Here is a 13,559-nt window from a genome sequence, read left to right as displayed (position 1 = left end):
TGAAGGTGCACCGGGTCGACCGGCGGGGGCCCGCCTGGCGGCCGAAGCCTTAGGCGAACGCGGCTACGGCAACAGCGACGGGTTCGTCGCCGGAGACCAGGTGCAGCACCCGGCGCTCGGCGGCGCCGGTCTCGATGAGTGCGGCCAGCACGGCCGCGACGTCCGCGCGGGGCACAGTCGCGCGATCTTCCGGCAGGCCGGGGCCGGCCGGGTTCAGGCGCACCAGTCCGGTTCCTGCGTCGTCGACGAGGCCGCCGGGGCGAACGATCGTCCAAGCCAGGGGCCGAGCGATCAGGTCTTCCTCGGCCGCCAGTTTGGCCTGCAGGTAGCCCAGGAAGTCCGCCGGTACATCCGCCGGGGTCTGACCGTCCCGCACCTTCTCGGTGCCGGTCGACGAGATCTGGATGAAGCGCACCACGCCGGCGGACTCAGCCGCGTCGGCCAGTCGCACGGAGCCGCCGAAGTCGACGGCCTGACGGCGCTCCTCGCTGCCGTCGGCTCCGGCGCCCGCGGCGAACACCGCGACGTCGGCACCGGCCAAGAGGTGCGCCGCCTCGGCCGATGAGGTCTTTTCGAGGTCGAACACCACCGGAACGGCTCCGTCAGCGACGAGGTCCGCCCTCTGTTCCTCCGTGCGGATCAGCCCGAGGACCTCGTGGCCGTTCTTCGTGAGCTCCCGCGTGAGCTGCCGGGCGATTTTTCCATGTCCACCTGCAATAACAATGCGCATTACCAATACAACGCCCCGACGGTCCCCACAATTCCCCAACGCCCGGACCGGGCCATCCGTGACTGCGCGCCCTGTGCGCATTCGACGGAGATTTTGCCACAAAGTGACGATTTGAGGCCTAAATGGGGCGGTAGGAGCAAAATCTCCGTCGAATTCGTTCGGGTGCTAGCGGGGCTGGGTGCGGGCCTCGCGCTCGAACTCGTCGACGTCGATCCCCGGCTCGACCAGGGCGCCCATCCTGTCGGCGGCCCGCTGCGCGTCCCGGGTCAGCTCGGCCTGCGCGGTCAGCTCGGCCGCGTTCTCGTCCGCGGCCTCCTGCAGGGCGGAGGTGTTGCGCAGCGGCGGCGCCGTGAGGAAGAAGCTCAGTACGAATGCGACCAGCACGACGGCCAGGCTCACCCAGAAGACGGTGACGGATGCGTCGTTGAAGCCGACGAGGAACGGCTCTGCGAGCCGCGGGTCGGCCGTGTTGAGGAACGAGGTGTCGCCGTCGAGGGCGCCGCCCACGCTGCCCGGGTTGGCCAACAGGGCCAGGATGCCGGTGTTCGCCGGGTCGGCCTGCACGGCCGGGTCCGTTGCAGCGTCCCTGACCCCGGAGACGATGGTCGGGTTGTCGAAGGCCGCGCCGATCGTGTCGGGGATGCGGGTGAACAGCACCGAAAAGAGCACGGCGGTGCCGAGCGTGCCGCCGATCTGGCGGAAAAACGTCGCGGCGGATGTGGCCACGCCGATATCCCGAGGGCCGACCGAATTCTGGCTGGCGATGGTGAGCGTCTGCATCAGCTGGCCGAGGCCGAGGCCGATCAGGAGCATCCCGGCCATCATGAATCCGACCGGCTTGTCGGCGGTGGCGAATGTGAAGAGCAGGAAGCCTGCCGACATGAAGGCAGTGCCGATGGTGGGGAAAACCTTGTAGCGGCCGGTACGGGCGATCAGCTGGCCGCTCACAATGGAGGAGATCATCAGGCCCGCGATCATCGGCAGCATCAGGAAGCCGCTCTCCGTCGGGGTGGCCCCGTTCACGAGCTGCAGGTAGAGCGGCACCGTCATCATGGCGCCGAACATGCCGAAGCCGACGAAGACGCCCAGGATGGTCGCCATCCTGAACGTGGACGAACGGAACAGTTTCAGCGGGATGAGCGCGTCGTCGCCCATCAGCCGCTCGGCGAGGATGAAGGCCGCGATGCTGAAGAGTCCGATCACGTAGCAGGCGATCGAGGGGATCGAACCCCAGCCCCAGGTGCGGCCCTGCTCGGCCACGAGCAGCAGCGGCGCGGCTGCAAGGATCACGGTCACCGCTCCCCACCAGTCGATGCGAACGGGCCGGGCGAAGTGGGGAACGTGTAGAAACTTCAGCACGATTGCGAGGGCGATGATGCCGATCGGGAGGTTGATCAGGAAGACCCACCGCCAGCCCGTGATTCCGAGGATCGTGTCCGAGCCCGACAGGACGCCGCCGATGAGCGGGCCGATCACGCTGGAGACCCCGAAGACGGCCAGGAAGTACCCCTGGTATTTCGCCCGCTCCCGGGGTGCCAGCATGTCGCCCATGATCGTCAGGGGGAGAGCCATCAGGCCGCCGGCGCCGAGCCCCTGGATGGCCCGGAAGATCGCGAGCTCGTACATCGAGTTCGCCAGGCCGGCCAGGAGCGAGCCGATGAGGAAGATTGTGATCGCGATCAGGAACAGCGGGCGGCGCCCGAAAATGTCGCTGAGTTTGCCGTAGATCGGCGTGCTGATGCACGACACGATCAGGTAGGCGGTCGTCACCCAGGCCTGCAGCGCCATGCCGTCGAGGTCGTCGGCGATGGTGCGCATCGATGTTCCGACAATGGTCTGATCGAGGGCGGAGAGGAACATTCCGGCCATCAGTCCGAAGATGACGAAGAGAATCTGCCGGTGGGACATCAGCGGCGGGGCGGCGAGAGCGGGAGAAGTTTGCATTGTGCGCAAAGTTACACGATGGGCAAACAATCTTCAAGCGCCTGCGGGCCGTCGGAGGCTGGGGGAACCCGCTCCGGTCTATGCTCAGCATCGTGTGGGCAGATCGGGCAGTGGGGGTCGCGCATCCGTTACGGCGGAGGCGTATCGTCGTGCTGTCCATCGCCATCTCTGTACTCGCCGCCGGTGCGGTGGCGGCCGGAGCCCTGACCGGGGAAACCGCGCCGCCCGTCGTCGGTTCCGCCGTCGCTCCGACGCTGATTGCCCGTGTCGAACCGAGCGCCACCCCCACCCCGCCTCGTTCCGCCCCGACAGGTTCCCCGGAGCCGGCCGTGATGCCTACCTTTGACCGTTCCGCGCGCTCACTCGACGACCCGGCCAGCCTCTGGGTCGTCGTTGACAAGACCCGCCCGCTGAACCCCACCGACTACGCTCCGACCGACCTCGTCGACGTCCCGGTGGCTCACGTCTGGAGCCCGCAACTTCGCCGGGAGGCGTCGGACGCAACCGTGGCCCTGTTCTCCGCGTTCGAGGCGGAGACCGGGCTGAAGCTGCAGTCCCACAGCGCCTACCGGAGCTTCGCGGCCCAGGTGATGGTCTACGACGCGGATGTCGCCGCGAACGGACAGGCGTTCGCCGACACCAGCACGGCCCGGCCGGGAAACAGCGAGCACCAGACCGGTCTGGCCATCGACATCAGCGCACTGCCCCGGATCTGTTCGCTGGATGCCTGCTTCGGCGACACCCCACAGGGGCAGTGGCTTGCCGGGAATGCCTGGCGTTTCGGGTTCCTGCTGCGCTACCCGGCCGACAAGGTGGCCATCACCGGCTACGGCTACGAGCCCTGGCACTTCCGCTACATCGGAACGGAACTGGCCACGGAGATGCACGCCACCGGAACCGCCACCCTCGAGGAATTCTTCGGGCTCCCGGCGGCTCCCGGCTACCACTGATCTCGTTCCCCAATCCCGTTTCCTGATCGGCGCAGGGCCGGTGTGTCGTCCACCCGGGCATTTCCCGGATAAGTGTGATTATCTGGGAACCGTCCCCCGAACAGGGCGTGTCTGCCACACACCCCGGTGGCACCCCGAACGAAGAGAGAAATCTGTGGTTCTGACCCGACGCTTCCGCATCGTCGCTGCCGTGCTCGTTCTGGGCGGCCTCGTGGCCGGAACGGCCGCCGTGGCCGGGGTGACTGGGGATAAACCCGTCGTCTCGGCGACTCCGACCCCGGCTGCTGACTCCACGCAAACGGCGCCGAAGGCCGATGCGGCCGCGTCTGACGCGACGGCCACAGATCGGGTCGCCCCCGCGGAGGCCGCAGAGCCGGTTCCCATCGACGCCCAGGTGCAGGCGCAGGTGAGTTACATGCTCGCCCACTGGACCGACTACAACACGGATGGCTACGGCGTCATCACCGACAACGACTGCGTCAATTTCACCAGCCAATCCCTGATTGAGCGGGGCTGGACCATGGACGACCAGTGGTACGCAGAGGGAATCGGCTCCGACTTCGACACCTCGTCACCGTGGATCAGCTCAACCGCTTTCCGGGACTACGTCGCGCAGTCCGGCCGCGCCACCGCCCTGACGGATGACCAGCGCGACCAGGTCAAGCTCGGCGACGTCGCCCAGTTCGACTGGGACAACTCCGGGGACCGCGACCACACCGGGGTCGTCACCCGGATCGAGGGGTCGGGCGACGACATCCAGATCTACTATGCCGGCCACACCGACGACACCGACTTCCGGTCGGTTGACTACGCGATCACCGAGAAGCACCCGGGCGCCACGGCGTACTACTGGAGCATTCCCTAGGTACCGAAGCACTCCCTACCGCTGATCTCCGGTCCCGACAGGCTCGACCGCCGCGGTGGTCAAGCCGGTCCGGATCAGACGCGTCAGGCGATGGCGCCGTCGACGATGGCCTTGGCCTCGATCTGCACCTGCTTCAGGTGTTCCGGGCCAGTGAAGGACTCGGCGTAGATCTTGTAAACGTCCTCGGTGCCACTCGGCCGGGCCGCGAACCAGGCGTTCTCGGTGACGACCTTGACGCCGCCGATTGCCGCACCGTTGCCGGGAGCGTGACTCAGCTTGGCGATGATCTTCTCGCCGGCGAGTTCGGTGGCAGTGATGGCGGCTCCGTCGAGCTTGGACAGCTGCGCCTTCTGGGCGGGCGTCGCGGCCGCGTCCACGCGAGCGTAGGCCGGGTCGCCGAAGTGCTCGGCCAGCTCGGCGTAGCGTTGGCTGGGCGTCTTGCCGGTCACGGCGAGAATCTCCGAGGCGAGCAGGGCCAGCAGGATGCCGTCTTTATCGGTGGTCCAGACGGTTCCGTCGAAGCGCACGAAGCTGGCGCCGGCGCTCTCCTCGCCGCCGAAGGCGACCGAGCCGTCGATCAGGCCCGGAACGAACCACTTGAATCCGACCGGCACCTCCCAGAGGTCGCGGCCGAGGAAACCCGCGACGCGGTCGATCATGGTGGAGGAGACGAGCGTCTTGCCGATCGCGGCATCCGCCCGCCAGCCTTCGCGGTGGCTGTACAGGTAGTCGATGGCCACGGCCAGGAAGTGGTTCGGGTTCATCAGCCCGCCGTCGGGGGTGACGATACCGTGCCGGTCGGCGTCGGCGTCGTTGCCGGTGACGATGTCGAACTCGTCCTTGTGGGCGGCGACGGATGCCATCACGGACGGGCTCGACGGATCCATCCGGATCTTGCCGTCCCAGTCCAGGGTCATGAAGCGCCAGGTGGGGTCGACGTGGGGGTTGATCACGGTCAGGTTGAGCTCGTAGCGGTCGCGAATCGCACCCCAGTAGCCCACGCTCGCGCCGCCGAGCGGGTCGGCTCCGATACGAATGCCGCTGGCCTTGATGGCGGCCATGTCGATGATGTTCTCAAGGTCATTCACGTACCCACCGCGGAAGTCGTAGGTCTCGACCGCGCTGGGCTCGCTCTTTTTGACATCATTGAGCCCGGCGGCGATGAGTTCGTTGGCCCGGGCGGCGATCCACGAGGTGGCGTCGCTGTCGGCCGGTCCGCCGTGCGGTGGGTTGTATTTGAAGCCGCCGTCGGAGGGCGGGTTGTGGCTCGGGGTGACCACGATCCCATCGGCCTCGTCGCTGTTCCCGGCCCGGTTGTAGGCCAGGATCGCGTGCGAGAGGGCCGGAGTAGGCACATAGTCGTCGAACTCGTCGACCAGCACGCGCACGCCGTTCGCGACGAGCACTTCGAGGGCGGTCGTATAGGCTGGCGCGCTCAGGGCGTGCGGGTCGGTGCCGATGAAGAGCGGCCCGGTGATGCCCTGCATGGCGCGGAATTCAACGATCGCCTGCGTGGTCGCGATGATGTGGTCTTCATTGAAGGCCGTGTTGAGGGAGCTCCCTCGGTGACCGGAGGTGCCGAAGGCCACTCGCTGGCCTGGCACCGTGACATCCGGTTTCAGGTCGTAGTACGCCTTCACCAGCGCTTCGACATCGACAAGGTCAGATTCCAGGGCCGCTGTGCCCGCGCGTTCGTTCATGGTGTCCAGTCTTGCACTGCAACTAGGCTGATCTGCATGTCCGAGTCGCGCAATGTCAGCTACAGCTTCCTTGGGCCGACGGGCACCTTCACCGAGGCAGCCCTCACCCAGGTCGTCGAAGCCCAGGGCAAGCCGTGGCGGGCCGTGAACAATGTCGGCGAGGCGTTCGACGACGTCGTGTCCGGCCGCAGTGTGGCCGCGATGATCGCGATCGAGAACTCCGTCGACGGTGGCGTGTCCGCCACGCAGGATGCCCTCGCGAGCGTGCCCGACCTGCGCATCATCGGCGAGTACCTGGTTCCGGTGAACTTCGTCCTGGTGGCTCGCCCGGGCACCGCGCTGGCCGATGTGAAGATCGTCAACGCGCATCCGGTCGCCTATGCGCAGTGCCGCCGCTGGCTGGAATCCAATCTGCCGCACCACGGCCACCTTCCGGCGTCGAGCAACGTGGCCGCCGCCGCGTCGCTGGTCGAATCAGGGCAGGCGGATGCTGCCATCGCCCCGCCCGGCATCGAGAAGCACCACGATGTGGTCGTGCTCGCCCGCAGTATCGGCGACAACGCCAACGCGGTCACCCGCTTCGTGCTCGTCAGCCGAACCACCACCGTGCCGCCCCGCACTGGCGCCGACAAGACCAGCCTGATCGTGGAGCTGCCCGAAGACCGCTCAGGCGCCCTGCTCGAGATGCTCGAGCAGTTCGCCACCCGGGGCGTCAACCTCAGCCTGATCCAGTCGCGCCCCATCGGCGACGCCCTGGGGCGCTACCGGTTCGTGATCGATGCCGACGGTCATATCCACGACGAACGCGTGGCCGACGCGCTGCTCGGCCTGCGCCGGTTCAGCCCCCAGGTGATCTTCCTCGGCTCGTACCCGCGGGCCGACAAGCAGCCGATCGAGTTCACCTCGCGCTACAACGACAACGTTTTCATCGGTGCGCGCGCCTGGCTGCGCGGCCTGCTCGGCGAGCCCGCGGTCTGACGGTCCCACCAGCCCTGCCCAGCCCAGCCCAGCCCAGCCCAGTCCAGCCCGGCCCGGCCCTCAGGCCGCGACGGGAACCCGCAGGACGAGGGCGGCAGGGTCGGTGCGCAGGGACACCGAGCGCACCGGGCCGAGCGCGTCGCCGTCCACCTCGAACTCCTGCGCCTCGACCAGCACGATCCGGATATCGGCGGCGTGCAGCGTCGTCAGCACCCGTGCAGTGGTCGATTCGGTTCGCTCGATGATGCGACGCCCGGCCGCCGAGCGGCGCAGAACGCCGTTCTCCCACGTCACCCGGCGCCAGATTGTGAGCCAGCCGAGCACACCCTTGGGCTGCAGCATGGCGATGTCGAGGATGCCGTCGTCGAGGCGGGCATCCGGCAGAATCTGGATATTTCCCGGCAGCAGGCCGCAATTGCCGATCAGGATGGTGCTCACGTGCGCCGGCCGGTGCGGGCGCCCGTTCAGGCTGTACCGGATCTGGAACGGCTTGACCCGGGGGAGCACGCGCGCCACGGCGTCGACGTAGGCCAGCCAGCCCACCGCCCGCTTCAGTTCGGGCCGCGTGCTCACGACCATCTGGGCGTCGATGCCGATGCCCGCCATCACGAGGAAGACGTGGTCGGCCAGGGCGCCGTCGTCGGTGCGCACGGATGCCACACCCACGTCGATCGGCTTGTTTCCGCCCGTGAAGGCAACCATGGTGGCCTCGTCAAGGTTCGACAGCGGCAGGCCCAGGTTGCGGGCCAGCAGATTGCCGGTGCCGAGGGGCACGATGGCCAGGGGCACACCGGAGCCACGGAGCACGTCGGCGATCGCGCGAATCGTGCCGTCGCCGCCCGCCACGAGCACCAGGGACGCACCCTTCGCCAGGGCGAGCCGGGCGGCTTGCCTGCCGGCGTCGTCCGCGGCGGTCGGGAGCCAGAGCGAGCCGGCCCAGTCCGACGCGGTCTCCGCGCGGGCCACGCTCGCCCGCAGGCGGTCCAGGTCGACTTTGGTGGGGTTGTAGACGATTGCCGCCCGCCGAACAACTGTCGGTTGATCGGGAGTATCCACGCGGTAAGGCTAGCAAGGTGCCGGACCATGCGCTTGTAGACTGATTCGGTGATTGATCCTGTGCTGCTGCGAGAGAATCCTGACCTCATCAAGCGTTCGCAGAAAGCGCGCGGTGCGTCGGTCGAGGCGGTCGACGACGCGCTCGCCGCCGACGCGGAGCGTCGCGCCACTATCCGGGCGTTCGAGGCGCTGCGTGCCGTCCAGAACCAGTTCGGCAAGCAAGTGGCCTCCGCGCCTCCCGCGGAGAAGAAGGCCCTCGTCGCCCAGGCACAGAGCCTCGCTGCCGACGTCAAGTCCGCCGCGGCCGCCTCGAGCGAGGCCGAGGCGCTGTTCACCGCGGTCGTGCGCACCCTCGCGAACCCCGTCATCGACGGCGTACCGGCCGGCGGTGAAGAGAACTTCGTCACCCTCCGCACCCATGGCGCCGTGCCCGCCTTCGACTTCGAGCCGCGCGACCACCTCGAGCTGGGCGAACTGCTCGGTGCCATCGACATGGCCCGAGGGGCCAAAGTGTCCGGCGCCCGGTTCTACTTCCTGCGCGGCATCGGCGCCCGCCTCGAGATCGCGCTGATGAACATGGCGCTCGACCGGGCGCTGGCGGCCGGCTTCATCCCCCTGATCACGCCCACCCTGGTGCGGCCCGAGATCATGGACGGCACCGGGTTCCTCGGCGAGCACGCCGACGAGGTCTACTTCCTCCCCGCCGACGACCTCTACCTCACCGGCACCAGCGAGGTCGCGCTCGCCGGCTACCACTCGGACGAGATCCTGGACCTGTCCGGCGGACCGCTCCGCTACGCCGGCTGGTCCACCTGCTATCGGCGCGAGGCCGGTTCGGGCGGCAAGGACACCCGCGGCATCATCCGGGTGCACCAGTTCAACAAGCTGGAGATGTTCACCTACGTGCTGCCGGAGAATGCCGAGGCCGAGCACGACCGCCTCGTCGCCCTGCAGGAGGACATGCTCCAGGCGCTCGGCCTCAGCTACCGCGTCATCGACGTGGCCGCCGGCGACCTCGGCTCCAGCGCCGCCCGCAAGTTCGACATCGAGGCGTGGGTCCCCACCCAGAACGCCTACCGCGAACTGACCAGCACGAGCAACTGCACGACCTACCAGGCGCGCCGGCTCGATATCCGTTACCGCACCGAGTCGGGCAAGACCACGCCGGTCGCAACCCTCAACGGCACCCTGGCGACGACCCGCTGGATTGTGGCCCTGCTCGAAACGCACCAACAGGCGGATGGCTCGGTACTCATGCCCGAGGCGCTGCGCCCCTGGCTGGGCGGCCTCGACGTCATTCGGCCGGTGGGCGCATGACGACGCCGACGGATGCCCCCTGGCTGGTGGCCCTCGACATCGACGGCACCACCATGCACGAGAACGGCACGATCAGCGACGGCGTCCTCGACCAGGTGCGGCGGCTCGCCGCGGCCGGTCATGAGGTCATGCTCGCCACCGGGCGCTCGTCCGCCACCACGCTCCCCGTGCTCGAGCGCCTGGACATCACCCCGCGCTTCGTGGTCTGCTCGAACGGTGCGATCACCCTGCACCGCGACCCGGCTTCCCCCACCGGGTACCGGCGCGAATGGGTCGAGACCTTCGATCCGACCGATGTGTTGATGCAGATCCGCTCGCACCTGGTCGGTGCCAGGTACGCCGTCGAAGACGAGCGCGGCTTCTACCGCTACACGGAGCCGTTCCCGGATGCCACGATCGGGCTGGATAGCGAGCACGTCGAGTTCGACGATCTGCTGCGCCAGGACGCCACCCGGGTGGTCGTCATCTCGCCTGACCACGACATGGAGGATTTTCTTCAGATCGTCGACCGGATGGGGCTGAACCGGGTGAGCTACGCGATCGGCTGGACTGCCTGGCTCGATATCGCCCCCGACGGCGTGAACAAGGCCACCGCCATGGAGCGGGTGCGCGCCGAGTTCGGGATTCCGCGGAGCCGCGTGATGGCCGTCGGCGACGGGCGCAACGACATCGAGATGCTGCAGTGGGCGTCGGTCCAGGGTCGGGGAGTAGCCATGGGGCAGGCTCCGCACGAGGTGCTCGCGGCGGCCGGCGAGATCACCGGCGCCGTTCACGAAGATGGGCTCGCGCTCGTTCTGAGCAGCCTGTAGGCGGTGCCCAGCCCGCTGCCAGCATCCTCTGGCACTGTGGTGAGCCTGCAAGCGGCTAGAATCGGTCGGTATTCGTTAGTCCGCGACCGCGTGTTATACCAGCACCGCGGGCAGCGAACCGGGAGGGCTGTCCGAGCGGCCGATGGAGCCAGTCTTGAAAACTGGTGGGCAGAGATGTCTCGTGGGTTCGAATCCCACGCCCTCCGCACCTCGATTCTGCACGACCTGCACAAACGAAGGGACCTGAGTGAGCGACGAATTACGCCCCCGCTCGACACGATCGAAGAAGCTCAGTACCATCGCCCGCCATGGCCGGCTGCGCCGCTCCAACCCGTTCGTGACCGTGGCCAAGGTGCTCGCCGCGTCACTGGCCGTGCTGCTCGTGAGTGGTGCATCCGTCGCCGCGATCGCGACCTACGATGTCGCGTCGAGTGTGCAGGAGAGCGTGCCCCTGGCCAACGAGACCGAGGGTCCCGCCCCCAAGATCGATGCGATCCCGGGCGGCGTGAACCTGCTGGTGGTCGGCAGTGACAGCCGAAAGGGTCAGGATGCCTCGTTCGGGCCGGAGGATTCCACCGGCGACCTCAACGATGTCACCATGCTGCTGCACATCTCCGAAGACCACACCAACGCCTCCGTGATCAGCTTCCCCCGGGACATGTACGTTCCCATCCCCGAGTGCCCGGACCCTGCCGGCGGCACCTTCGACGCGATGAGCAGCCAGAAAATCAACACCACGCTCACCTACGGTGGCCTGGCTTGCACCGTGCTCACGGTCGAGAAGCTCACCGGTTTGAGCATCCCCTATGCGGCAGAGGTGCAGTTCGACGGCGTCATGGCCATGTCGACGGCCGTCGGCGGCGTGCCGGTCTGTGTCGCCGAAGACATCGAAGACGAGTACACGAACACCTACCTTCCGGCCGGAATGCACACGCTCGAGGGTCTGGAGGCGCTGCAGTTCCTGCGCACCCGCCATGGCGTCGGCGACGGCAGCGACCTGACGCGGATCAGCAACCAGCAGGTGTTCCTGTCCTCCCTCGTACGAACCGTGAAGAGTGCGTCCACACTCTCCGATCCCGTCAAGGTGTACTCGCTGGCCAAGGCCGTCACGGCCAACATGAACCTGTCCACGAGTCTCAACGACGTCTCCACCCTGGCGTCGATCGCCGTGGCCCTGAAGGACATCGACCTCAGCAAGGTGGTCTTCGTGCAGGCCCCGACCGGCAATGTTGACGGCGGCGTGGAACCGATCCAGCCGGACTTCGACGACCTGTTCACCGCCGTCGAAGATGACGACTCGCTCCAATTGGCCGGAGACCCGGCTGCGGAGGACCCGGCTGCGATCCCGGATCCCGATGCCACGACCGATCCGGCCGCACCGGTCCCGGATCCGGCCGCGACGCCCCCGACCGCAGTGCTTTCCGATTCAGTCCAGGGCCAGACCGCCGGAGACGTCACCTGCTCTGCAGGCCGGTCGCTCGAGGACCAGTAGCCTCCGGGCGGCGCCCGCAGTCCTCGGTTCGTGCGGATGCCGTCAGTACCGTTATGCTTGCCTACGTGGGTTTGCGCTGCAGACACCAAGGAGACGTCGCATAGTACGGCTTAGTGCACCACCCTGCTAAGGTGGAGTACCCTTCACGGGGTACCGTGGGTTCAAATCCCACCGTCTCCGCGCTTCTCGTTCCTCCGCATCCCGGTTTTTCTCACTGGGTGCGGGGGTTTTTCTGTCCCGGAACGCACCTGTGACTTGATTCCGGAGGCTCTAACCAACGTCCGTGTCTGAGCCATTTGGTGACCCGATCCCGAAAAATCACGCCAACGTTGGTTGAGCCTGTCGAGCCCCCAACCGGTCCCCTCCCGCAGGTCGCCAGGTGCGGGTGGGGTCGTAGCAGTAGGGTGCCCGGACTTGGGGTGTGCCGCGGATCATGCGGATGTTCCAGCCGGAGGTGTCGATGCTGTGGTGGTGGTACCAGCACAACAGGACCCCGTTGTCGATCTTGGTTTTTCCGCCGCGGTGCCAGGGGGTGACGTGGTGTACTTCGCACCAGGCGGCGGGCACGGTGCAGCCGGGGATGGTGCAGCCGCCGTCGCGGGCGGCGATGGCGCGGCGTTGGGCCCGGTTGAAGAAACGATTCTCGGTGCTGAGGCTGAGGACCTCGTTGTGCGGCCCGAACCGGATCTCCTGAAATCCGCCGGCGCAGAGCGCCTGCTTCACACTTGTCAGAGAGATCGGCGCTTCGACGCCGTCGATCCAACCCACCCCATGGTCGGCGGTAAGGTCGGCATGGTTGACGTGGATCATGACGGTGGGGGCGGCGCCGCCCATGGTCGGGGTCCCCGGGTCACGGGTGGCGGCTTCGAACACACCACGGAGGATGTCGGCGCGTTTCTGACCACCGTTACGGTCGTCGCTGAGGGCCGCGGCCTCCGCCCCCGGGATCAGCTGCCCGGCCGCCATGCGCGCCTGTTCCTCGGCCGTGGGGAATGCCGGCGCCGCGTGGGCGGAGAGGTACGTGTCGAAGATGGCGTTCATGATGCCGCGGAGCTCCGGCGTGACTCCGCCGCGGAGCGGGTAGAGGCCGTCGCGGAAGAGCCCGAACCCGACAGTGCTGCGGGCCTCGGCGACGGGCTCGTTGGGGGCGGTGCCGTCGGGATCGAGGCGGGCCTGCCACTGGCTGGCCATGCCCCGCACCAGGTCCGCAGGGAACGCGAACCCCTCCCCGGGCAGGCCGCGGGTGTCGTCGGTGACGGCGCCGGTGGCACTGGCCACCAGGGCACGTTCGGCGGTGCCGAGCTCGTCGGGCGCGACCCGGGCCGCGACCTGGTCGAGGGCCGTGACGATGTTCTCGGCCGCGTCCACGCCGAGGTCCCCGGCGGTGAGGGCGTCCGCCACGGCCGGGTAGTAGGGCGGCAACATGCTGGTGCCCGCCCGGCGCGGCGTGACGTTCTCGCCCAGGCGCACCCGCCGGTTCGCCTCCCGGGAAGAGACGCGGCTCAGACGGGTGATCAGGTCGATGCCGCTGCTGGCCCCGTTCTTATACGCCAGGGACTCATGGCCGAGGATGCGGCGGGACCGCACCGAAATGTCGGCGGCAGAGGCGACCCTGGCCGCATCGACCCGGCGGCCGAGGTCTTCGACCGTGCCCAGCACCATCATCGCGTCCGCCTCGCCCAGGAGCGAGAAAGAGACCGAGTCGAGCACGGCCGCGG

11 protein-coding genes and 2 tRNA genes are annotated in these 13,559 nt (G+C 67.9%); 8 read left to right on the top strand and 5 right to left on the bottom strand.

Translation table 11 applies throughout. The features are described from left to right. Positions 1–49: 49 nt before the first annotated feature. Both E3O47_RS08820 and E3O47_RS08815 read right to left on the bottom strand, forming a co-directional pair. Positions 50–730, bottom strand: a complete 681-nt coding sequence (locus E3O47_RS08820; RefSeq protein ID WP_104099902.1) for an NAD(P)H-binding protein — start codon at positions 728–730, stop codon at positions 50–52. 165 nt (positions 731–895) lie between these two features. Beyond that, positions 896–2,674, bottom strand: coding sequence for an MDR family MFS transporter (locus E3O47_RS08815; RefSeq protein ID WP_233191231.1), 1,779 nt, complete (start codon positions 2,672–2,674; stop codon positions 896–898). A gap of 149 nt (positions 2,675–2,823) precedes the next feature. Between E3O47_RS08815 and E3O47_RS08810 the strand changes: the two genes are divergently transcribed. Further along, complete coding sequence (locus tag E3O47_RS08810) at positions 2,824–3,624, top strand: M15 family metallopeptidase (protein WP_233191229.1); 801 nt, start codon at positions 2,824–2,826, stop codon at positions 3,622–3,624. Between the two features lie 154 nt (positions 3,625–3,778). After that, on the top strand, positions 3,779–4,489 hold the full coding sequence (locus E3O47_RS08805) for an amidase domain-containing protein (protein WP_134400990.1): 711 nt from the start codon (positions 3,779–3,781) through the stop codon (positions 4,487–4,489). Positions 4,490–4,572: 83 nt separating this feature from the next. Here the strand turns inward: E3O47_RS08805 and pgm are convergent, their stop codons facing one another. Next, on the bottom strand, positions 4,573–6,189 hold the full coding sequence (gene pgm / locus E3O47_RS08800; protein ID WP_104099899.1) for a phosphoglucomutase (alpha-D-glucose-1,6-bisphosphate-dependent): 1,617 nt from the start codon (positions 6,187–6,189) through the stop codon (positions 4,573–4,575). A 36-nt stretch (positions 6,190–6,225) separates the two neighbouring features. On the opposite strand from pgm, the gene pheA reads away from it, so the two are divergent. Continuing rightward, a complete protein-coding gene (gene pheA / locus E3O47_RS08795; RefSeq protein ID WP_104099898.1) occupies positions 6,226–7,167 on the top strand; it encodes a prephenate dehydratase in 942 nt (313 codons plus the stop codon). A gap of 60 nt (positions 7,168–7,227) precedes the next feature. Here the strand turns inward: pheA and E3O47_RS08790 are convergent, their stop codons facing one another. Beyond that, positions 7,228–8,223, bottom strand: coding sequence for a diacylglycerol kinase family protein (locus tag E3O47_RS08790; protein WP_104099897.1), 996 nt, complete (start codon positions 8,221–8,223; stop codon positions 7,228–7,230). 48 nt (positions 8,224–8,271) lie between these two features. Here E3O47_RS08790 and serS point away from each other — a divergent pair, with 48 nt between their 5' ends. The 5 genes from serS (at position 8,272) to E3O47_RS08765 (ending at position 12,021) form a co-directional block, all read left to right on the top strand. Next, positions 8,272–9,540: a serine--tRNA ligase gene (gene serS / locus E3O47_RS08785; protein WP_134420257.1), complete on the top strand. Its 1,269-nt coding sequence runs from the start codon at positions 8,272–8,274 to the stop codon at positions 9,538–9,540. Next, on the top strand, positions 9,537–10,349 hold the full coding sequence (locus tag E3O47_RS08780; RefSeq protein ID WP_104099895.1) for an HAD family hydrolase: 813 nt from the start codon (positions 9,537–9,539) through the stop codon (positions 10,347–10,349). Before serS ends, E3O47_RS08780 begins: the two co-directional genes overlap by 4 nt. Positions 10,350–10,470: 121 nt before the next feature. After that, positions 10,471–10,555: transfer RNA gene (locus tag E3O47_RS08775), tRNA-Ser, on the top strand. A gap of 41 nt (positions 10,556–10,596) precedes the next feature. After that, entirely contained in the window at positions 10,597–11,841 is a 1,245-nt protein-coding gene (locus E3O47_RS08770) for an LCP family protein (protein WP_104099894.1), read from the top strand. Between the two features lie 89 nt (positions 11,842–11,930). Then, positions 11,931–12,021: transfer RNA gene (locus E3O47_RS08765), tRNA-Ser, on the top strand. Between the two features lie 138 nt (positions 12,022–12,159). Here E3O47_RS08765 and E3O47_RS08760 read toward each other — a convergent pair. After that, positions 12,160–13,559, bottom strand: a 1,400-nt coding sequence (locus E3O47_RS08760; protein ID WP_134420255.1) for an HNH endonuclease signature motif containing protein, incomplete at its 5' end; no start/stop codon positions are given.

Source organism: Cryobacterium sp. TMT2-17-1, from assembly GCF_004402765.1.
In the GTDB taxonomy this organism is placed as follows: Bacteria; Actinomycetota; Actinomycetes; order Actinomycetales; family Microbacteriaceae; genus Cryobacterium; species Cryobacterium sandaracinum.
The sequence above is the reverse complement of the archived record's forward strand: the minus strand, read 5'-3'. Positions and strand labels throughout refer to the sequence as shown.